A 20,310-nucleotide genomic window follows, 5' to 3' on the forward strand; every position below is an offset into this window, starting at 1 on the left:
TGGCCGCCGAACGCCTCCCGCACGCCATCGACTTCGGTTCCTGGAGCGCGACGGTCTGACCGCCGCGCTCCTTTTCTTCGAGTCGTCAGCCCAGCGTCTTCTTGTACAACGCCAGCAACTCCGCCCAGGCCTTCTCGGCGGCGGGTTCGTTGTAGACGGCGCCGCCCTTGACGGTCCAACCGTGGGCCGCGCCCTCGTAGACCTCGACCGTGGCCGGGCGCTTGGCCTCGGCGAAGGCGGCCTTCAGCTTGTCCTTCACGGTCGGGTCCTGCTTGTCGTCGTTGTCGGCGACGGCGATCAGGAACGACGCGTGGGTCTTGGGGATCAGCAGGTGCGGGCTGGTCGGCTGGTCGGTGACCAGACCGCCGCCGTGGAAGCTGGCCACGGCCGCGATCCGGCCCGGCGCGATCGCCGCCGTCCGGAACGCCAGCGGGCCGCCCATGCAATAGCCCTGGACGCCGACCTTCCTACCCTTGTCGGTCTGGGGCTGGGCGTCGAGGAAGGCGACATAGGCGGTGGCGTCGCGGTCGGTGCCCTCCGGCGTCACCGTGGCCCGCAGCGGGGTCAACTTGGCGCGATCCTCGGGATTGGCGAAGTTGAACGTGCCCTCGATCACCGGCGCCTTCTTGGCCCGGTAGTAGAGGTTGGGGACCAGCACCACATAGCCCTCGCCCGCCAGGCGCCGGGCCATGTCGCGGAACACCGGCCGCAGGCTCATCACGTCGGGCCAGACCAGCACGGCCGGCCACTTGCCCCCATTCTTCCCCTTGGGGCCTTCCGGGTAGAACAGCGCCGCGTCGGCCACGCCGTCGGGCGTCTTGATCTCGACGTCCTTCTCGACCACCGGCGCGCCGGCATGAGCCGTCGTGGCGGCGACCCCGCCGAGGGCCGCGGCCGCCAGACCGAAGGTCCGCCGCGACAGGCGGGGATCGTGGACCAGGCCGGGGTGGATATCGTCGTCACACATGCGAGCAGTCTCCGTCGAGGCGGGAGGGCGCGAACACGCGCCCGTGGCGAGCCGCCTATCGGTGACCGAACGGCCCGAAGGTTTCAACGCCTAAACGGCGCGGAAGGGAGATGGTTTGGGGGGCCTCGTCAGAGAGGCTGGCGCACCCGACACGATTCGAACGTGTGACCTTTGCCTTCGGAGGGCAACGCTCTATCCAGCTGAGCTACGGGTGCTTCCGCCTTGCGGAAGCGCGGTCTTAGCCGAAAGGCCGCGCTGGCGCAAACGGGTCTTTGCTAGCCTTTCGCCAGATAGATGAAGCGGACGACGAACAGCGCCGCCAGGATCAGCAGCAGCCAGTCGCCCTTCCTGATCTTGCCGGTCAGGAGCTTGAGCACCGCATAGCTGGTGATGCCGAAGGCCAGGCCGTTGGCGATCGAGAAGGTCAGCGGGATGGTCACCAGCGTCAGGAAGGCGGGGATGGCCACGGTGGGGTCGGCCCAGTCCACGTCGACCAGGGCGCCCACCATCATGGCCCCGACCAGGATCAGGGCCGGGGCGGTGGCGGCGGCCGGGATGGCCTGGACCAGGGGCGCGAAGAACAGGGTGACCAGGAACAGGATCCCGACCACCACCGCCGTCAGGCCGGTGCGGCCGCCGGCGGTGACGCCCGCGGCGCTCTCGATATAGCTGGTCACCGTCGAGGTGCCGGCCGCCGCGCCGACCATGGTGGCGGCCGAGTCGGCCAGCAGGATGCGGTTCAGGCGCGGGATCGAGCCGTCGGGCGCCTGGAGGCCGGCCTTCTTGGTCACCGCCACCAGGGTGCCGACATTGTCGAACAGGTCGACGAACAGGAAGACGAAGACGATCTCGAGCATGGCCAGGGCCATGCCGCCCTGCAGGTGGAAGGCGCCGGCCACGTCCATCTTGAAGGCGGTGGCGGTCAGTTCCGACAGGCTGGACGTCGCCGGCACGATCTTGGCCAGGCCCAGGGCCCAGCCCGCGGCGGTGGCCAGCAGGATGCCGATCAGGATCGCGCCCTTGACCCGCCAGGCCTGGAGCACCGCGATCAGCACCAGGCCCATCACCGCCACGGCGGCGGTCGGGGTGGTGAGATCCCCCAGGGCCACGGTCGTGGCGGGATTGGCGACGATGATCCCGGCCTCCTTCAGGCCGATGAAGGCGATGAACAGACCCACCCCGGCGGCCACGGCCGCGAACAGGGGCTTGGGAATGGCCGCCACGATCATCTGGCGCACGCCCGCCAGGGTCAGGATCAGGAAGGCCACGCCCGACAGGAAGACGCAGCCCAGCGCCACCTGCCACGGCACGCCCATGCCCTTGACCACGGTGTAGGTGAAATAGGCGTTCAGCCCCATGCCCGGCGCCAGGGCCAGGGGGTAGTTGGCGATCAGCCCCATCAGGATCGAGCCGAAGCCGGCGGCCAGGCACGTGGCGGCGGCCACGGCGGCCACCGGCATGCCGGCCTCGCCCAGGATCGTGGGATTGACCACCACGATATAGGCCATGGTCATGAAGGTGGTGACGCCGGCCAGCACCTCGGTGCGGACATTGGTCCCATTGGCCTTCAGGCCGAAGACGCGTTCGAGCATGACTATCGGGCTCCGGCGGGAACGGCGGCGGCGTAGCGGTCCCAATGGGTGGTCAGCTCGCGCACCACCACGCCGCCGACGCGGAAGGCGGAGTCGAAGCTGGCCGTCAGGCCTTCGCCGTGGAACACGTGCGGCAGGCTCTGCTGGCCTTGAGGGCCGCGCGAATAGTTGCTGGCCGTGCGCAGCACCAGGACGCGCTTGCGGTCGATCCTTCCAGACGTGGCGTGGGCGTCGAGCACGTCGAGGATCCCCTGGTCTTCGCAGTCGGTCATGGTGAAGGTTCCGGCCCCGTCGGTCCAGAGCTTGACCCAGTCCTCGGCCCACTGGGTCAGACGGTCGCCGTGCCAGAAGCGCACCGTGCCCAGGGCGTCGCCCTTCAGCACGAACGGCGGGCGCTGGCCCTCGGGGTCGCCCTTGTAGGGCGCGCGCAGGGCCTGCAGGCCGGGCGGATCGGGCAGCTTGACGTCCTTGGTCAGGGCGTAGGCCCAGTCGACCAGGCCCTTGTCCAGGGTCCAGACCATGGCGCTGGAGCCTTCGGCCTTGCCCTTCACATTGGGGCGCTCGGCGTCGTTGGAATAGAGGCCGTAGGGCCAGCCGGCGGGCATGTCGCGCGCATCGACCTCGTAGATCGGGTCGGCGTCGACCACGTAACGGGCCCAGGCGGCGCTGCCCAGCGAGGCGACCTTGGGATCGGTCCCGGCGATGCCGGCCACTAGCCAATAGGCGTGGGTCAGGTCGAACTGGTCCGACAGGATCAGGGCCGCGACGCTGTCGCGCGCCCGGCCGCGCATGTCGCTGACGATGGCCAGCACGCCGTCGTCGGAATAGCGGGCCACGTGGCGGACACCCGGGATGGTGATTTCGTGCTTGAGCGGCCAGCCCTCGACCCAGGGCTGGAACTCGCCGGCCATGTCGCCGGTGTCGGCCCCGATCTCGAAGGTGGTGACGACCACGACCTTGATCGGGATCGGCTTGGCCATAGCCACGCCGCCGAGGCCGGCCGCCAGGGCCAGAGCCATCACGATCCGAATGAGAAATGTCCGCATACCGCCCTCACGCCCGAAAACTGGGGCGCAAACTCCACCGATGCGGCGTTCGGCGCAATCGGGGATCGGCGGGAGGGTGAGATAGAGCTTCCGGCGCCTCGACGGCGAACACTTGCCCCCTACGGACCGCTTCGCGGTCGTCTTCCCCCGCAGGGGGAAGAGGGCCCGCGTTCAGGTCCTCCGCCCCCTACGGGGGCGGACAGACGGCGAAGCCGTCAGGTGGGGGCAAGTGAGGTGCTACCTAAGTCTTCAACGGATCCTTGGCGTTCGGATCCCCATAGGTCAGCGACACGAACACATCCTCCAGGTCCGGATCCTCGGTGGCGATGTCCTTGATCTTCAGCCCCTCGGCGCGGACCGCCGCCAGCACCTGCTCCACGCTGGACTGGCCCGTGCGGTACGAGACGCTGAACGCCCCGCCCGCCCGCAGCTTGCTCTCGAAGCCCGGCAGCAGCGGCGCGGCCGTCACCGGCTCCTCGGGCGTGACCACCACGTTGCGGATGTCCATGCGGCTGAGCAATTTGGCCGTCGGCTCGTTCACGACCACCTCGCCGCGATTGACGATGGCGATCTGGTCGCACAGCTCCTGGGCCTCTTCCAGGTAGTGGGTGGTGAGCACGATGGTCACGCCCAGCTGGTTCAGGCCCGTGACATAGCTCCACAGCTGGCGGCGCAGCTCGACATCGACCCCGGCTGTGGGCTCGTCCAGGATCAGCACCGGCGGCTGGTGGACCATGGCCTTGGCCACCATCAAACGCCGCTTCATGCCGCCCGACAGCTGGCGCACATAGGCGTCGGCCTTGTCGCCCAGGCCCAGGGCGTTGAGCAGCTCGGTCGTGCGGCGCTCGTTCTTGGGCACGCCGTAGAAGCCGGCCTGGACCTCCAGCGATTCGCGCGGGGTGAAGAAGACGTCGGCGGCCAGCTCTTGCGGCACCACCCCGATGGCGGCGCGGGCGTCGCGCGGGCGCTCGTCGATGTCGCGGCCCCAGATCTTCACCGTGCCCGACGACTTGCGGGTGAGGCCCGCCAGGATGTTGATGAAGGTCGACTTGCCCGCGCCGTTCGGACCCAGCAGGCCGAAGATCGAGCCGCGCGGCACCTTCAGGTCGATGCCGTTGAGCGCGCGCTTCTCGGGCGCGGTCTTGGTGGCGGGATAGGTCTTGAACAGGCCTTCGGCTTCGATCGCGTAGGCGGGCAGGTCCATGGAGCGTCCAGATCGGAAAAGGAACGGGCGGCTTCAATTGACGGCGCCGCGACTGGTCGCATAGGTATGCCTGCAACGTCGCCACGCCAAGGCCGCGTCTGGATTTCAAGGGTTTTACGAACATGGCGCGCAAGGCCAAGACCACCGCTCCCACCGCCATGGAGCCCGCCGTCGTCGAGATCGGCGCCGGCCCCGCGCCGGAAACCATCATGGTCCGCTCGCACCGCATCGCCTGCGATGGCGTCGGCGGGGCGCTGGGTCACCCCCGCGTCTGGCTGGAAATGGGCGCGGCCGGCTTCGTCGACTGCTCCTATTGCGACCGCCGCTTCGTGGCCTCGACCGCCGCCGGCCACGACGAGGACGAGCAGCTGGCGCCCGGCGTCTACGAAGGCTCCGGCGGCCACTAGGTGACCGACCAGGTTCCAACGACCCAGCGCGCCGAGACCCTGGCCAAGGCCTGGGAAGCCGCCGAATGGCCGCACGAGGCCCCGGTGCTGCGCGCCATCGCCATGCCGTCCGACACCAACCCCGAGGGCGACATCTTCGGCGGCTGGCTGCTGTCGCAGATGGACCTGGCGGCCGCCTCGGTGGCCTTCCACCGCGCCAACGGCCGCTGCGCCACCATCGCCATCGACGGCATGACCTTCATCAGCCCGGTGTTCGTCGGCGACGAGGTCAGCCTGTTCGCCAAGGTCGTCCACGTGGGCCGCACCTCGCTGAAGATCCAGGTCGAGGCCTGGCGCCGCCGCCGCGACGCCGAGCAGGCGCACAAGGTGACCCAAGGGGTGTTCACCTTCGTGGCCATCGGAGAAGACCGGAAGCCCCGGCCGCTGCCCTAGGCCGAGATCACCGCTTCGGTGGAGGTCACGGTCGCGTATTCGCCGTGCAGGTTCGACAGCGTCGTCACGTGCCAATCCTCGGCGGGCCTGGCCACGCCCAGGATGTCGACCTTGTCGTAGGTGTAGCAGGCGTCGCCCGGCAGGGTGACCTGGAAGCCCAGGCAGAAGGCCGCCCGCACCGTGGCCTCCACCGAATTGTTGGTGCTGACGCCCACGATCACCAGGCGCGAGATGTCGCGCAGCCGCAGCCAGCGCTCCAGGCCGCTGTTGGCGAAGGCGTCGCTGACGTTCTTCTCCATCCGGTGCTCGGTCGGCAGGGGCTGGAAGCGCGGCTGGAACTCGCAGTTCGGCAAGCCCGGCCAGAAGGAGCCGCTCGGCGACCGGGACATGTGGCGCACGTGGACGATGGGCAGCCCCCGCGCCCGCCAGGTCTCCAGCAGGCGCGCCATGTTGTCCTCGGCGCCGGGATTGTTCCGGGGACCGGTGTTTTCGGGCAGCATGCCGCGCTGCATGTCGATCAGGATCAGGGCGACGGGGCCGGACGGCGGCGCGGCGGACGTGGAACTCATCGGTCCAGCTTGCGCGCAAGCCCAGGCGGCCGCAAGCCGCGCCCTCTGGACACCACCGCCCGCCGCGCGCCATATCCGCCCATGCGCGACCACGACGCCGACGTCATCATCGCCGGAGCCGGCATGGCCGGAACCACCCTGGCGCTCGCCCTGGCCTCGGCGGGGGTGAAAGCCCTGCTGGTCGATCCCCAGCCGTTCGACGCCCAGCTGGCGGAAAGCTTCGACGGGCGCTCGTCGGCCATCGCCTATTCGTCGTTCCGGCAGTGGAGGGCGATCGGGGCCGGCGAGGCGCTCGCGCCCCACGTCCAGCGGATCGAGCAGATCCTGGTCACCGACGGCAAGGCCCCGGGTCCGGCCTCGGGCGGCCCCTCGCCGTTCTTCCTGCGGTTCGACAGCGGCGAGATCGCCGACCGCTCCGAGGGCGAACCCCTGGGCTATCTGATCGAGAACCGCCAGATCCGCGCGGCCCTGGCCCAGACCGTGATCGACAAGGGCGTCGAAGTGCTGGCCCCTGTCGGCGCCAAGGGGCTGGAGGTCACCGCCGCCGGCGCGACCCTGACCCTGACGGACGGCCGGACCCTGTCGGCCCCGCTGGTGGTCAGCGCCGAGGGGCGCAACGGCGTGCTGCGCAAGGCCGCCGGCATCGGCGACATCGGCTGGAGCTACGGCCAGAGCGGGGTGGTGGCCACCGTCCGGATGCAGCATCCGCACCAGGGCGTGGCCCACGAATATTTCCTGCCCAGCGGCCCGTTCGCCATTCTTCCGCTTACGGACAATCGCGCCAGCCTGGTGTGGACCGAGAGCACCGACCGGGCCGAGGCCCTGCGCCACGCCTCGCCCGAAGCCTTCCACAGCCACCTGATGCGGCGGTTCGGCGAGTTCCTGGGCGCGGTCGAGATGGCCGGCCCGACCTTCGTCTATCCGCTGTCGCTGTCGCTGGCCGAGCGGCTGGTCGCCCCGCGCCTGGCCCTGATCGGCGACGCCGCCCACGGGGTGCACCCCATCGCCGGCCAGGGGTTGAATCTCGGTCTCAAGGACGCCGCCGCCCTGGCCGAGGTGGTGGCCGAGGCCCTGCGCAACGGCGAGGACATCGGGGCTGAGGCGACCCTGGAGCGCTACGCCCGCTGGCGGCGGTTCGACAACGTTTCCAACGCCCTGGCCTTCGACGGCTTCGTGCGATTGTTCTCCAACGACAACCCGCTGCTGCGTCTGGCGCGCGGGGTGGGCATGGCGGCCGTCAACCGCATCGCCCCCGCTCGGCGGTTCTTCATGCACGAGGCCGGCGGCGGGGTGGGCGACCTGCCCAAGCTGCTGCGGGGCGTGGGGATCTAGACGGGATCTTTCAAGCGCGCCCTTGCGGCGAGGCGTAACACGCCCGACCTAGACGCATCGACGCGCCGGAGTTGCTTGCATGACCTCCCAGACCGCCACCGACGCCCCGAGCCAGCCGGCCTTGGGTCGGGGCCTAACCCTGGCCATGGCGGTCGCCACGGGCGTCGCGGTCGCCAACATCTATTACAACCAGCCGATGCTGGGGGTGATCGAGGCCGACTTCCCCGGCCAGACCGTGGCCGGCTTCATCCCCACCGCGACCCAGCTGGGCTACGCCCTGGGCCTGTTCCTGCTGGTGCCCTTGGGCGACCTTCTGGAACGGCGAAGCGTGATCCTCACCCAGTTCCTGGTGCTGGCCGCCGGCCTGATCGCCATCGCCCTGGCGCCCAACGTGGGCCTGGTGATCCTGGCCTCGCTGGTGGTCGGGTTCAGCGCCACGGCGGCCCAGCAGATCGTGCCGTTCGCCGCCCACCTATCGACGCCCGAGCGGCGCGGCGCGACCATCGGCACGGTGATGGCGGGGCTGCTGTGCGGCATCCTGCTGAGCCGCACCCTGGCGGGCTTCGTGGCCACCCATCTGGGATGGCGGGCGATGTTCTGGCTGGGCGCGCCCATGGCCCTGGTCGCCTGCGCCCTGATGGCCGCGGTCCTGCCGCGCAGTCGCCCCGCCAGCGGGAACCTGGGCTACGGCGCTCTGCTGAAATCGCTGGGCGAGCTGTGGACGGCCCTGCCCACCCTGCGCCGCGCGGCCATCACCCAGGCCCTGCTGTTTTCCGGCTTCACCATGTTCTGGACCATCCTGGCCCTGCATCTGAAGGAGCCGCGCTTTGGCCTGGGCGCCGACGTCGCCGGCCTGTTCGGCGTGGTCGGGGCCGTGGGCATACTGGCCGCGCCCCTGGCCGGGCGGATCGCCGACAAGCGCGGCCCCCACCTGGTGATCCTGCTCGGCGCCGGGCTCTGCGTCGTGTCCTGGCTGATCTTCGGCCTGTGGAACGCCCTGGCCGGGCTGATCGTCGGAGTGATCGTGATGGACTTCGCCGTCCAGGGCTCGCTGATCTCCAACCAGCACCTGGTCTACGCCCTGCGGCCCGAGGCGCGAGCGCGGATCAACACCATCTTCATGGGCGTGAGCTTCCTCGGCGGCGCGGCCGGATCGGCCGGCGCGACCCTGGCCTGGAACCTGGCCGGCTGGTCGGCGGTCTGCGCCCTCGGCGCGGCCTGCGCCCTGGTGGCGCTGGGGCTGCAGCTGGCGGGCCGCAAGGCCTGGCCGGCGAAGGTCTAGACCTTCACCACCCAGCCCTTGCGCCGCATATAGGCCAGCACCAGCCAGATCAGGGCGACATAGGCCGCGATCGGGATCAGGGCGGCGGTCTCCGGGCCGACCAGGGGCGTGGCCCATCCGTAGGCGATCTTCAGCACACCCGCGCCCGGAACCTCCGAGGTCAGCATGTGCAGGCTGTAGGCGAAGACGGCGTTGATCCCGAAGTCGGACAGGACGCGCGTGCCGGGCAGGCGGACGCCCTTGAGGTCCAGCAGCCAGTGCAGGCCGGCCAGCAGGATCATCGGGACCCCGGTCGACAGCAGGACGAAACTGGACGTCCACAGCTCCTTGGAGATCGGGAAGACCAGGCCCCAGGCCAGGCCGGCGGCCACGAGGACGACACCGGCCGCCAGCAAGCCGAGAGGTCCGCGCCGGTTGATCAGCCATTCGCCGGCCGCCACGCCCAGCAGGGCCTGGGCGATGGCCGGCAGGGTCGAGACCAGGCCCTCGGGGTCGTAGCCCAGCGGTCCCTTCACATAGGTGTGACCGCCCAGCAGGATGCGGTCGATCCAGCCCACCAGATTGGCGCCGGGCGTGGCCAGGTCGGCGTGCCCGCCCGGATAGGGCGCCAGGCACAGCGGCCAGTAGGCCAGCAACAGGACCACGGCGAGCGCCAGACGAGCGCGCGGCCCCAGGAGCTTGTAGAGAACGGCCGCGCCCAGGAAGGCCAGGGCCAGGCGCTGCAGCACGCCCATGGGCCGGAAGATCACGCTGTCGGGCGTGGCCATCCAGAAGATGTTGGACAGGATCACGCCCAGCAGGAACAGGCGTCCGGCCCGGACCAGCAGTCGCCGCAAGGTGGGAGCGGAAAGCCCCTCGCCCGCACGGCCCAGGGCCAGGGGGATCGACACCCCGGTCATGAACACGAAGGCCGGGAACACCGCGTCGGCCAGGGTGTAGCCGCGCCAATGGGCGTGCATCAGGGCCGGAAACACCGGCGCGTTCTCGGCGTAGAACCAGAAGGCCGCCGAATTGACGACGATCATGCCGACGATCGTCAGGCCCCGGAGCACATCCAGGGATGCGAGGCGGGGCCGGGCGTCGGTCACCTAGTCTTCCAGGTTCCGGGCTTCCTCGGGCAGCATGATCGGCACGCCGTCGCGGATCGGATAGGCCAGCTTGGCCGAATTGCTGACCAGCTCGCCCCGGGCGCGGTCATAGAACAGCGGCGCGCGGGTGACGGGACAGACCAGCACCTCCAGGAGGCGCGGATCCAGATCGGCGGGCGGCGGAGGCGGTGCGGCGGTCATGGCTGCGTTTCTAAGCGGTTTTGGAACAGCCGCACACCCCCTACTGCAGCGTCCCCTATTGCAGTGTACCGGGCTCCTCGTCGTCGCCGGCGGCGTCGATCTCCAGCAGGGCCACCAGGGTCTCGCGGCGGTCGGCGAGAGTGGGCGCTTCCAGCAGGGCCTGCTTCTCGACCGGCTCGAACGGCAGGGCCATGGCCAGGCTGTTGATCAGGGCGTCGGACGGCGCGGCCTCGGCGCTGGACCAGTCGATGGCCAGGCCCCGATGGTCCAGATAGCGGCGCAGGGCGTCCAGCAGCGAGGACGGATCGCCGGAGACGGTCGAGGGCTGGTCCTCGTGCAGGTCGTCCTCGAAGGCGGTGAAGTCGGCGCGCACCTGGCGGTAGGGCGAGCGAGCCGGCAGCTCCTCGCCCACCCGGAAGCGGCACACTCCGGTCAGGGTGACGAGATAGCGGCCGTCGCTGGTCTCGGCGAAGCTGGTCACCCGGCCCGCGCACCCCACCGGCGCCAGGTTCGGACGCTCGAGGTCGCCGCCCGGCCGGGTCTGGACCATGCCGATGATCCGCTCGCCCGACATGGCGTCGTCGAACATGTTGAGGTAGCGCGGCTCGAAGATGTTCAGCGGCAGCTGGCCGCCGGGCAGCAGCAGGGCGCCGTCCAGCGGGAACACCGGGATCACCAGCGGCAGGTCGTCGGCCCTTCGATAGACTCCCGGCATACGGCGCTCCTTGGTAATCCGGCGGAAATGACGGCCTAGCTGAACAGGATCGACGACAACCGCTTGCGACCGGCCTTGGCTACCTCCGACGCGTAGCCGGCGGCTTCGAACACGGTCAGCAGCTGCTTGCGGGCCGCCTCGTCGTTCCAGGCACGGTCGCGTTCGATGATGGTCAGAAGATGGTCCGAAGCGGCCTGAAGATGGCCGGCGCCGGCCAGGGCCTTGGCCAGCTCGAAGCGGGCCTCGTGGTCGTCGGGATCGGCGGCCAGGCGCTTTTCGAACGGCGCGGTCTCGGACGGGGCGTCCTCGGCCAGGGCCAGGGCGGCGCGCACGCTTTCCAGGTCCGGGTCCTTGGCGCCCGCCGGGGCGGTGGCCGCCACCTCGGCCGCGCCTTCCAGGTCGCCGGCCGAGAGGTAGCACTTGGCCAGGCCTCCGATTGCCTTGAGGTTGGCCGGGTCCATCTGCAGGACCTGGGCATAGGCCTGGGCCGCGCCGCCCAGGTCGCCCAGATCGACCGACTCCTTGGCCATGGCCAGCAGAGCGTCGATGTCGCTCTCGGGCGGAGGACCGGCCACGCGGTCGATGAACGCCTTGACCTGGCTCTCGGGCAGGGCGCCCTGGAAGCCGTCGACCGGCTGGCCGTTGACGAAGGCGTAGACCGTCGGAATCGACTGCACGCGCAGCTGGCCCGAATAGCCGGGGTTCTTGTCGACGTCGATCTTGACCAGCTTGACCGCCCCGCCGGCGGCGTTGACCGCCTTTTCCAGGGCCGGGGTCAGCTGACGGCAGGGGCCACACCAGGTGGCCCAGAAGTCGACAATGACCGGCTGGGTCTTCGACGCCTCGATCACGTCGGCCATGAAGCTGGCGTCGGTCCCGTCCTTGATGTGCGGGCTCTTCGTGGCGCCGCCGGCCTGGATGGGAGGGGGAGTGTCGCCGATCAGGGCCATGGGATCTCTCTGGTACGCGGGTCTTCAACGCGCGGGGCGCGGGATGGATCTTGCCGGGGACGCCGCCCCGGCCTCGGCGGCCAAGATGGTCCCTCGGGACGCGGTTCGCAATCGGGGCAAGCCGCTTATTGGACCACGGCCATGGCGTCGAAATCGACGATCATCGGCGCGATCCCCAGGGCCGCCAGGAAACGGCGCAAGCCGTCCTGCGAGACGGCCGTGGTGGCGTCGTTGCCCAGGGGGTGGAAATTGACCGGATCGGCCTTGGCGAGAGCCGCGTCCAGCACGAAGCGCACGCGATGCTCGACGTCGTTGATCAGGCCGAAGGCGGTGACCGAGCCGGGCGTCACGCCCAGGGTCTCGACCATCAGCTCGGGACTGCCGAACGACAGCCGGGCCGAGCCGATCACCGTGTGCAGGCGCTTGAGGTCAATGGTCGTCTCGCCCAGGGCCGAGATCAGCCACAGCTGACCCTTGGCGTCCTTGAGGAACAGGTTCTTGGTGTGGCCGCCGGGCAGGGCCGCCTTGATCTCCAGCCCCTCTTCCACCCGGAACACCGGGGGATGGTCGAGGGTGGAATGGGCGACGCCGTGGGCGTCGAGAAAGGCGAACAGGTCGGCGCGGCTTTTCATGGGGGACTTCCTAGCCGAGCCGTGGGCCGCTAGACCAGACTCCAAGACCAGCGAGGGAAGAAGAGAGCCGGCATGGAACTGGAGTGCTACCCCACCGAGCCCCGCCCGCCCGAGATCGTGCCGGGCCGGCCGCAGCGGGCGTGGATGGACCATTTCGCCGACCGCCACCCCTATCGCTGCCTGCCGCTGACCATGGCCAACACCACCGGCTGGGAGATCCTGTGCCCGGTCGGCTTCACCGCCACCTGGGACGGCGGAGCGCACCAGAACTGCATCACCTTCCGCGCCGACCATCCGCATCCGGGCTTCGACGACTTTGTGAAGTCGCACTTCTCGCGCGGCACGGTGACGTTCCATACCGGCTATCTGTTCAAGACCCCGCCGGGCTGGTCGATCTGGACCATGGGTCCGCCCAACCACGTCAAGGACGGCATCCAGCCGCTGGCGGGCCTGGTCGAGACCGACTGGCTGCCCTTCCCCTTCACGATGAACTGGATCTTCACCCGCCCGGGCACGGTACGGTTCGAGAAGGGCGAGCCGTTCTGCTTCTTCATGATGATCCAGGACAAGCCGCTGGAGCAGGTCCAGCCGGTGATCCGCTCGATGAACTCCAACCCCGACCTGCGCGGCCAGTACGACGCCTGGGCCGCCAAGCGCGGCGAGTTCAACACCCGCATCTTCAAGCGCGACCCCGAAGCGATGAAGGAGGCCTGGCAGCGCTTCTACTTCAAGGGCGAATATCCCGAGGAGATCGAAGCCCCCGCCCCCTCGGCCCACGTCAACAAGCGCCGGCTGAAACAGCCGAAGCTGGGGTAGCCGCTATTTCAGCGCGTAGGCGATGACCTGGTCGCCGATCGGGGTCTCCATGAAGTGGTGCCCGCCGGTCATGATGACCAGGTACTGCTTGCCGCCGACCTCGTAGGTCATGGGCGTGGCCTGGCCGCCGGCCGGGAGCACGTCCTGCCAGACGGTCTTGCCGGTCTTCAGGTCGATGGCCCGGATCAGGTTGTCGGTCGTGGCCGCCACGAACACCAGGCCGCCGGCCGTGACCACCGCCCCGCCGTTGTTGGGCGTGCCGATCTCAAGCGGCAGATGCGAGGGGATCCCGAACGGACCGTTGGTGCGGGCCGAGCCGAGGGGCCGGTCCCACAGGGTCTTGCCCGTCTTCAAGTCGACGGCCCTCAGGCCGCCGTAGGGCGGTTCCTTGCAGAGGAGGCCCGTGAAGGGCAGGCGCCAGCCGGCGTTGACGTCGATGGCGTAGGGCGTGCCCACCTGCGGGTCGCCCGCGCCTTCCGCGCTCTTCTTCATCGAGCCCCCACGGGCGTCGCCGCGCGGGGTCCAGCCCTTGGCGTCGGCCTCCTTGCGCGGCACCAGGCGGTTGTAGTTGGGCATGTCGTTGTAGTTGGCGACGATCACGCCGCGACTGGGATCGACGGCCACGCCGCCCCAGTCCGAACCGCCGTTGTAGCCGGGATATTCGATGTAGCGACGGTCGGCGACGGGCGGGGTGTAGAAGCCGTCGTACTTGGCCCGCTTGAACTGGATGCGGCAGACCATCTGGTCGATCGGCGACATGCCCCACATCTGCTTTTCGGTCAGGTCCGGCTTGCGCAGGGTGTGGAACAGCGAGAACGGCTGGGTCGCGGTGCGTTGAGCAGGCTCCAGCCCGCCCTGCGGCACGGCGCGCTCCTGCACCGGAACCAGCGGCTGACCGGTGCGGCGGTCCAGCACATAGATGTCGCCCTTCTTGCTGGGCAGCACCACGGCCGGAACCGGGCCGCCGGCGGTGGGGAAATCGATCAGCGTGCCCTGCGAGCCCAGGTCGTAGTCCCAGACGTCGTTGTGCACGGTCTGGAACTTCCAGCGCGGCTTGCCAGTGGCCACGTCCAAGGCGACCAGCGAGGTGGAGAATTCCTTCTCCAACGGCGAGCGGCTGGAGCTCCAGTAGTCGGCGGCCGAGACGCCCAGCGGCAGATAGACCAGGCCCAGGGCCTCGTCGCCGGTGGCCGTGGTCCACATGTTGGGCGTGCCCTTGGTGTAGGTCTGGCCTTCGGGGGGCAGGGCCGCGATGTCCGGACGGGTCATGTCCCAGGCCCAGCGCAGGGCGCCGGTGACGGCGTCGAAGCCCTGGATCGTGCCCGACGGCGCGTCGCGCCGCTGGCCGTCCAGCACCTGATGGCCGGTGACGATCACGCCGCGCACGATGGTCGGCGCCGAGGTGATCGACAGCATGCCAGCCGCCGAGGGACCGAAGCCGACGGCGGTCGAGACCTGGCCGTTCTGGCCGAAATCGGCGCACGGAGCGCCGGTGCGGGCGTCGACCGCGATCAGGCGGGCGTCCAGCGTGCCTTCGATCACCCGGGTCGAGCACGCCTGGGCAGGATCGGCGTCGGGCACGGCGTAGTAGGACACGCCCCGGCAGGCGGCGGTGTAGGGGATGGCCTCGTCGGGCACCTTGGGGTCGTGGCGCCAGCGGGTCTGGCCCGTGGCCGCGTCGATGGCCATCATGATGTTCTTGGGGGTGCAGAGATAGAGGGTGTTTCCCACCTTCAGCGGCGTGTTCTCGGCCCCGTACTTGCCTTGGGCGGCCGCGCTGGGCATGTCGCCGGTGCGGATCATCCAGACCCGGGCCAGGTTCTTGACGTTGTCGGCGTTCAGCTGGGCCAGCGGCGAATAGCGCTGGCCGGCATGGGTGCCGCCGTAAGCGGGCCAGTCGGCGCCGACCCGCATCAGGGCCGGGTCGTTGTCGGTCATGGACGCCACGGCGGGCAGCGCCCCGTCCACCCTGGCGCGATTGGCCTGGGCCACCACCACCCCGCCGATCAGCAGGAACACGGCCAGGGCCGCGAAGCCGACCAGCGTCCGCTTGCGGCCAGGCGCGCCGGGATCGACGGTGGGCAGCACGGCCAGGGCCAGGATCAGCAGCACGGTCGGAGCGACGACGCGCGGCACCAGAGCCCACCCGTTCAGCCCCGCCTCCCACAGCGCCCACAGCACCGTGGCCACGAAGACGCCGACATAGATCCAGACCCCCAGGGCCCTTCGCCGGACCAGCAATCCGCCCGAGGCCAGCAGCCCCAGGCCCGCCAGGACGTAGTAGGGCGAGCCGCCCAGGGCGACCAGCCAGGCGCCGCCGACGAGCAGGGTCAGGCCGATCAGGGCGAAGACGACGCCCAGGAGCACGGCGGCCCAAGCGCCGCTCCCCGTCCGGGATGCTGAAAGGGACGCCATGACCATGCTCCGAACTCGACCGCGACCGCGCGGGAACTGAACATGTTCGACGAGCCATCGGTTCCCCCGTGCGGACGACGACCGTGCGAGAACTTCATGCTTGGAGAGAACTCTGCTTGACAGAGTAATGGTGCATGATAACTCTGCATCACAGAGCGCTTTGAGCGCGAACCGAAGGAGGGATGCGAGATGGGCATTTCGAGGAACGAGGCGGCGTCCGCGCTGGCCGATATCGAGAGCACCGCCGGCCGCGGCCGCGTGCTGAAGGGCTACCAGATCGCCGGCCCGATCATGATGAGCTGGGGCGTGGTCTGGGCGCTGGGCTATTCGGCCATGGGCCTGCTGCCGCCCGAGCGGTGGGGCCTGACCTGGCTGGTGGCGGACGTGATCGGCATCGCCGCCACCCTGCTGCTCAGCCGCCGAGGCCAGGCCCGGGCCGGGGTCAAGGCTCAGCCGGGGCAAGGCTGGAAGATCATGGCGGGCACCTTCGCGATCCTGGCCTTCATGTCGGCCACCTACTCGCTGTTCCACCCCTCGCTGGAGGCGGCCATTGTCTATCCGGGCCTGGTGACGGGGCTGGTCTATGCGGGGGTCGGCATCGTCTTCGCGCCCCGCTACCTGTGGGTGGGCGCGGCGATCTTCGCCGCCAGCCTGGTCGGCTACTACGCCTTCCAGCCTTGGCTCGCCTTCTGGATGGCGGCGGTCGGCGGCGGCGGGCTGTTCGTCTCGGGCCTGTGGCTGCGGAGGGGCTGAGCATGGCCGAACTGGACGAGCTGATCCACCAGCCGCTTCGGCTGAAAATCATGGCCGCTCTGCATGCCGAGCGCGACGCCGACCCTGTGGAGTTCGCCCGCCTCAAGGCGGTGACCCAGGCCACCGACGGCAATCTGGGCAGCCACCTGACCACCTTGGAAAAGGCCGGCTATGTCGAGATCGCCAAGGATTTCGTCGGCAAGAAGCCCCGCACCCGCGTGGCCCTGACCCCCACCGGCCGCAAGGCCTTCCGCCGCCACGTCGACTATCTGCGCGCCGTGGTCGACGGGGTGGACGGCGACTGAGCCTTCACCCGCAATTCCGGCCGAAGGAGGCCAAGATGCGTATTCATCTGATCGTGGCCGCCTTCGGCGCGGCCCTCGCCCTGGCCCTGTTCGGCGCGACCCTGACGCTCTCGCCGGACGCGCCGCCCAGGATCGGCCTCAAGCTGTCGATGCAGGGCCTCTCGGTCCAGGCCTCGGTCGCGGCGTTCTAGACCGCCTTCACGGCCGAGACGATCGACTTGACCACCTTGCGGACCAGGGCCGGGTCGTCGCCCTCGGCCATGATGCGGATCAGGGGCTCGGTGCCGGAGGGGCGCACCACGATGCGGCCCGACCCGTTCAGCTGGGCCTCGCCGTCGGCGATGGCCTCCTTCACCGTCTTGTGCTCCAGCGGCTTGCCGCCCGCGAACCGGACGTTCTCCAGCAGCTGCGGCACGGGCTCGAACTGACGGCCCAGGGCGCTCATCGGCTTTCCGGTCTCGATCATCGTCGCCAGCACCTGCAGGGCCGCGATCAGGCCGTCGCCCGTGGTCGAGAAGTCCGACAGGATCACGTGGCCCGACTGCTCGCCGCCGATGTTGAAACCGCCCTCGCGCATGCGGGCCATCACGTAGCGGTCGCCCACCGAAGTGCGCTCCAGCGTCAGGCCGTTGTCGGTCATCAGCCGTTCCAGGCCCAGATTCGACATCACCGTGGCCACAACCCCTCCGGCCTTCAGCTTGCCGGCCTTGGCGAAGGCCAGGGCGACGATGGCCATGATCTGGTCGCCGTCGACCACCACGCCCTTCTCGTCGCAGATCACCAGCCGATCGGCGTCGCCGTCCAGCGCGATGCCGATGTCGGCGCGATATTCGCGCACCAGCTTGGCCATCGACTCCGGATGGGTGGAGCCGCATTCGGCGTTGATGTTGGTCCCGTCGGGCGAGACGCCCAGCTCGATCACCTCCGCGCCCAGCTCGTAGAGGGCGGTGGGAGCCACGCGATAGGCCGCGCCATGGGCGCAGTCGATCACGATCCGCAGGCCGGCCAGCGACAGGTGGCGCGGGAAGGTGGCCTTGACGATCTCGACATAGCGGGCCTGGGCGTCGTCGATGCGCTTGACGCGGCCAAGGCCGCGCGGCGGCGCCAGGCCCTCCTGCAGACCCTCGTCCATCAGGGCCTCGATCTTCAGCTCCTGCTCGTCCGACAGCTTGTAGCCGTCGGGACCGAACAGCTTGATGCCGTTGTCGGCGAAGTCGTTGTGGCTGGCGCTGATCATCACGCCCAGATCCGCGCGCATCGAGCGGGTCATCATCGCCACGGCCGGGGTCGGCAGCGGGCCGAACAGCCGCACGTCCATGCCGACGCTGGCGAAACCGGCCACCAGGGCCGGCTCGATCATGTAGCCCGACAGGCGGGTGTCCTTGCCGATCACCACCAGGTGGCGGCGGTCGTCCTGCGAGCGGAACAGCTTGCCGGCCGCCAGGCCCACCCGCAGGGCGACCTCGGCGGTCATCGGGTGCTTGTTGGCCTGGCCGCGGATGCCGTCGGTCCCGAAATAGGCGCGCTTGCTCATGATCTCGATCTTGTCTCGATTAGGTCTTCATCGGGCCGCGAAACGATCCGAAATGCAGATTTATGAGAGCGGCCGATAAGCGAATGCTAAAGGCGGCGCTCGAAATATCCCGCGCGGGTAGCAATAGTCCCGTCGGCGCGTTCTACAAAGGATCATGGCCCATGTGCGGCATCATCGGCATCGTCGGCAACAAGCCCGTCGCGGAACGTCTGGTCGACAGCCTCAAGCGGCTGGAATACCGGGGCTACGACTCCGCCGGGGTCGCGGCCCAGGTGGACGGAACGCTGCAGCGCCGCCGCGCGCCGGGCAAGCTTCGCGAACTGGAAAGCGTCCTGGCCCATGAGCCGCTGGTCGCCACCACCGGTATCGGCCACACGCGCTGGGCCACGCACGGCGCCCCCACCCTGCGCAACGCCCACCCCCACATCGTCGGCCGCGTGGCCGTGGTCCACAACGGCATCATCGAGAACTTCGCCGAGCTGAAGGCCGAGTTGATCGCCGCCGGCCGCGAGTTTCAGAGCGACACCGACACCGAGGTGGTCGCCCACCTGCTGGACGCCGAGCTGGCCACCGGCCTGGCCCCGCTGGAAGCCTTCCAGGCCACGCTGAACCGCCTGCGCGGCGCCTTCGCCCTGTGCATCCTGGTAGGCGGCGAGGACGAGACCATCCTGGCGGCTCGCAACGGCCCGCCCCTGGCCGTGGGCTATGGCGACGGCGAGATGTTCGTCGGCTCGGACGGCCTGGCCCTGGGCCCCTTCACCAACCGCATCGCCTATCTGAACGACGGCGACCACGCGATCCTCGACCACGCCGGCGCCCGGATCTTCGACGCCTCGGGCAAGGCGGTCGATCGTCCGATCAAGGTCGTGCCCGCCTCGGCCGTGCTGATGGAAAAGGGCAACTACCGGCACTTCATGGAAAAGGAGATCCATGACCAGCCGGAGGGCTGCCAGCGCACCATCGCGGCCTATGTCGACGCCATCGAGGCCCGCACCACCCTGCCCGAGGGCCTGGGCCTGGCCGACCTGGAACGCATCCAGATCGTCGCCTGCGGCACGTCCTACATCGCCGGCGTCATCGGCAAGTACCTGATCGAGCAGCTGGCCGACCTGCCGGTGGACGTCGAGATCGCCTCGGAATTCCGTTACCGCCAGCCGGCCCTGCGGCCCGGCTCGCTGGTCATCGCCATGTCGCAGTCGGGCGAGACCGCCGACACCCTGGCGGCTCTGCGCTACTGCCAGGCCAAGGGCATGAAGAGCGCCGTGGTGGTCAACGCCACCGAGTCGACCATGGCCCGCGAGGTCGACGTGGTGCTGCCGATCCACTGCGGCCCCGAGATCGGCGTGGCCTCGACCAAGGCCTTCACCGCCCAGGTCAGCGTGATGATCGCCCTGGCCGTGGCCGCCGCCAAGGCGCGGGGGACCATCGACGCGGCCGAGGAAAAGCGCCTCTGCAAGGTGATGCTGGAGGCCCCGCGCCTGATCGCCGAGGCCATCGGCCTGGAAGGCGCGATCAAGGACATCGCCGCCGAGATCGCCAAGGCCCGCGACGTGCTGTTCCTGGGTCGTGGGCCGATGTCGGCCCTGGCTCTGGAAGGCGCGCTGAAGCTGAAGGAGATCAGCTACATCCACGCCGAGGGCTACGCCGCCGGCGAGCTGAAGCACGGCCCCATCGCCCTGGTCGACGACCAGACCCCGATCATCATCCTGGCGCCCTTCGACAGCTATTTCGAGAAGTCGGCCTCGAACATGAGCGAGGTCATGGCGCGCGGCGGCCAGGTGGTGTTCATCACCGACCCCGAAGGCGCCAAGCACGCCCCGGCCGGCGCCCGCGTGGTGGTCACCGCCCCGGCCAGCGACCCGCTGGTCTCGAGCCTGGTGATGTCGGCCCCGATCCAGCTGCTGGCCTACCATGTGGCCGTGGTGAAGGGCGCGGACGTGGATCAGCCACGGAATTTGGCCAAGTCGGTGACGGTGGAGTAGCCGACTCCGCCCGCGCGATGCTTGCGGGCCCCGGGACCCGAGCCCGTAGACACCCTGTCTGCTCCGACGATTCATGCGTGCCGTACGC

21 protein-coding genes and 1 tRNA gene are annotated in these 20,310 nt (G+C 69.6%); 9 read left to right on the forward strand and 13 right to left on the reverse strand.

Annotated features, from left to right (window positions below):
* Positions 1 to 85: 85 nt before the first annotated feature.
* The 5 genes from AC07OA_RS04455 to AC07OA_RS04475 form a co-directional block, all read right to left on the reverse strand.
* Complete coding sequence (locus AC07OA_RS04455) at positions 86 to 967, reverse strand: dienelactone hydrolase family protein (protein WP_494662551.1); 882 nt, start codon at positions 965 to 967, stop codon at positions 86 to 88.
* A gap of 138 nt (positions 968 to 1,105) precedes the next feature.
* Positions 1,106 to 1,182: transfer RNA gene (locus AC07OA_RS04460), tRNA-Arg, on the reverse strand.
* 60 nt (positions 1,183 to 1,242) lie between these two features.
* Positions 1,243 to 2,559, reverse strand: a complete 1,317-nt coding sequence (locus AC07OA_RS04465; RefSeq protein WP_494662552.1) for an NCS2 family permease — start codon at positions 2,557 to 2,559, stop codon at positions 1,243 to 1,245.
* Between the two features lie 2 nt (positions 2,560 to 2,561).
* Positions 2,562 to 3,605, reverse strand: a complete 1,044-nt coding sequence (locus AC07OA_RS04470) for a purine nucleoside permease (protein WP_494662553.1) — start codon at positions 3,603 to 3,605, stop codon at positions 2,562 to 2,564.
* 241 nt (positions 3,606 to 3,846) lie between these two features.
* Positions 3,847 to 4,809 (reverse strand): ABC transporter ATP-binding protein, encoded by a 963-nt coding sequence (locus AC07OA_RS04475; protein WP_494662554.1) that lies wholly within the window; start codon positions 4,807 to 4,809, stop codon positions 3,847 to 3,849.
* A 122-nt stretch (positions 4,810 to 4,931) separates the two neighbouring features.
* Here AC07OA_RS04475 and AC07OA_RS04480 point away from each other — a divergent pair, with 122 nt between their 5' ends.
* The gene (locus AC07OA_RS04480) at positions 4,932 to 5,216 is read left to right on the forward strand and encodes a zinc-finger domain-containing protein (RefSeq protein WP_494662555.1); all 285 of its coding nucleotides are present in this window, start codon (positions 4,932 to 4,934) and stop codon (positions 5,214 to 5,216) included.
* A complete protein-coding gene (locus AC07OA_RS04485) occupies positions 5,217 to 5,648 on the forward strand; it encodes an acyl-CoA thioesterase (RefSeq protein ID WP_494662556.1) in 432 nt (143 codons plus the stop codon).
* On the opposite strand, the gene AC07OA_RS04490 is transcribed toward AC07OA_RS04485, so the two are convergent.
* Complete coding sequence (locus AC07OA_RS04490; protein ID WP_494662557.1) at positions 5,645 to 6,217, reverse strand: cysteine hydrolase family protein; 573 nt, start codon at positions 6,215 to 6,217, stop codon at positions 5,645 to 5,647. The genes AC07OA_RS04485 and AC07OA_RS04490 overlap by 4 nt on opposite strands.
* 81 nt (positions 6,218 to 6,298) lie before the next feature.
* Here AC07OA_RS04490 and AC07OA_RS04495 point away from each other — a divergent pair, with 81 nt between their 5' ends.
* Both AC07OA_RS04495 and AC07OA_RS04500 read left to right on the forward strand, forming a co-directional pair.
* On the forward strand, positions 6,299 to 7,549 hold the full coding sequence (locus AC07OA_RS04495; protein ID WP_494662558.1) for a UbiH/UbiF/VisC/COQ6 family ubiquinone biosynthesis hydroxylase: 1,251 nt from the start codon (positions 6,299 to 6,301) through the stop codon (positions 7,547 to 7,549).
* A gap of 79 nt (positions 7,550 to 7,628) precedes the next feature.
* Entirely contained in the window at positions 7,629 to 8,831 is a 1,203-nt protein-coding gene (locus AC07OA_RS04500; RefSeq protein ID WP_494662559.1) for an MFS transporter, read from the forward strand.
* On the opposite strand, the gene AC07OA_RS04505 is transcribed toward AC07OA_RS04500, so the two are convergent.
* The 5 genes from AC07OA_RS04505 to AC07OA_RS04525 all read right to left on the reverse strand — a co-directional run bounded on the left by AC07OA_RS04505 (position 8,828) and on the right by AC07OA_RS04525 (position 12,417).
* The gene (locus AC07OA_RS04505) at positions 8,828 to 9,919 is read right to left on the reverse strand and encodes an acyltransferase family protein (RefSeq protein WP_494662560.1); all 1,092 of its coding nucleotides are present in this window, start codon (positions 9,917 to 9,919) and stop codon (positions 8,828 to 8,830) included. The two genes, AC07OA_RS04500 and AC07OA_RS04505, sit on opposite strands and share 4 nt — an antisense overlap.
* Positions 9,920 to 10,120 carry a Trm112 family protein gene (locus AC07OA_RS04510; RefSeq protein WP_494662561.1) on the reverse strand — a complete coding sequence of 67 codons (201 nt, stop codon included), beginning with the start codon at positions 10,118 to 10,120 and terminating at the stop codon, positions 9,920 to 9,922. It lies immediately after the preceding gene.
* 55 nt (positions 10,121 to 10,175) lie between these two features.
* Positions 10,176 to 10,835 (reverse strand): LON peptidase substrate-binding domain-containing protein, encoded by a 660-nt coding sequence (locus AC07OA_RS04515; RefSeq protein ID WP_494662562.1) that lies wholly within the window; start codon positions 10,833 to 10,835, stop codon positions 10,176 to 10,178.
* Between the two features lie 35 nt (positions 10,836 to 10,870).
* The gene (locus tag AC07OA_RS04520; RefSeq protein ID WP_494662563.1) at positions 10,871 to 11,785 is read right to left on the reverse strand and encodes a tetratricopeptide repeat protein; all 915 of its coding nucleotides are present in this window, start codon (positions 11,783 to 11,785) and stop codon (positions 10,871 to 10,873) included.
* A gap of 125 nt (positions 11,786 to 11,910) precedes the next feature.
* Positions 11,911 to 12,417 (reverse strand): prolyl-tRNA synthetase associated domain-containing protein, encoded by a 507-nt coding sequence (locus AC07OA_RS04525; protein WP_494662564.1) that lies wholly within the window; start codon positions 12,415 to 12,417, stop codon positions 11,911 to 11,913.
* Between the two features lie 72 nt (positions 12,418 to 12,489).
* Here AC07OA_RS04525 and AC07OA_RS04530 point away from each other — a divergent pair, with 72 nt between their 5' ends.
* Positions 12,490 to 13,233: a DUF6065 family protein gene (locus AC07OA_RS04530; RefSeq protein ID WP_494662565.1), complete on the forward strand. Its 744-nt coding sequence runs from the start codon at positions 12,490 to 12,492 to the stop codon at positions 13,231 to 13,233.
* Between the two features lie 3 nt (positions 13,234 to 13,236).
* Here the strand turns inward: AC07OA_RS04530 and AC07OA_RS04535 are convergent, their stop codons facing one another.
* Positions 13,237 to 15,648 carry a membrane-bound PQQ-dependent dehydrogenase, glucose/quinate/shikimate family gene (locus tag AC07OA_RS04535; RefSeq protein WP_494662566.1) on the reverse strand — a complete coding sequence of 804 codons (2,412 nt, stop codon included), beginning with the start codon at positions 15,646 to 15,648 and terminating at the stop codon, positions 13,237 to 13,239.
* Positions 15,649 to 15,837: 189 nt separating this feature from the next.
* Between AC07OA_RS04535 and AC07OA_RS04540 the strand changes: the two genes are divergently transcribed.
* Genes AC07OA_RS04540 through AC07OA_RS04550 form a run of 3 tightly spaced genes read left to right on the forward strand, consistent with a single transcriptional unit; the run spans position 15,838 to position 16,897 of the window.
* Positions 15,838 to 16,401 carry a hypothetical protein gene (locus tag AC07OA_RS04540; protein ID WP_494662567.1) on the forward strand — a complete coding sequence of 188 codons (564 nt, stop codon included), beginning with the start codon at positions 15,838 to 15,840 and terminating at the stop codon, positions 16,399 to 16,401.
* 2 nt (positions 16,402 to 16,403) lie between these two features.
* Positions 16,404 to 16,706: a winged helix-turn-helix domain-containing protein gene (locus AC07OA_RS04545; protein ID WP_494662568.1), complete on the forward strand. Its 303-nt coding sequence runs from the start codon at positions 16,404 to 16,406 to the stop codon at positions 16,704 to 16,706.
* Positions 16,707 to 16,741: 35 nt separating this feature from the next.
* Positions 16,742 to 16,897: a hypothetical protein gene (locus tag AC07OA_RS04550; RefSeq protein ID WP_494662569.1), complete on the forward strand. Its 156-nt coding sequence runs from the start codon at positions 16,742 to 16,744 to the stop codon at positions 16,895 to 16,897.
* On the opposite strand, the gene glmM is transcribed toward AC07OA_RS04550, so the two are convergent.
* Positions 16,894 to 18,240, reverse strand: a complete 1,347-nt coding sequence (gene glmM, locus AC07OA_RS04555) for a phosphoglucosamine mutase (RefSeq protein ID WP_494662570.1) — start codon at positions 18,238 to 18,240, stop codon at positions 16,894 to 16,896. The genes AC07OA_RS04550 and glmM overlap by 4 nt on opposite strands.
* A gap of 161 nt (positions 18,241 to 18,401) precedes the next feature.
* Between glmM and glmS the strand changes: the two genes are divergently transcribed.
* Positions 18,402 to 20,222: a glutamine--fructose-6-phosphate transaminase (isomerizing) gene (gene glmS, locus AC07OA_RS04560; protein WP_494662571.1), complete on the forward strand. Its 1,821-nt coding sequence runs from the start codon at positions 18,402 to 18,404 to the stop codon at positions 20,220 to 20,222.
* Positions 20,223 to 20,310 lie beyond the last annotated feature (88 nt).

This window comes from Caulobacter sp. GW821-FHT09B08, from assembly GCF_059418225.1.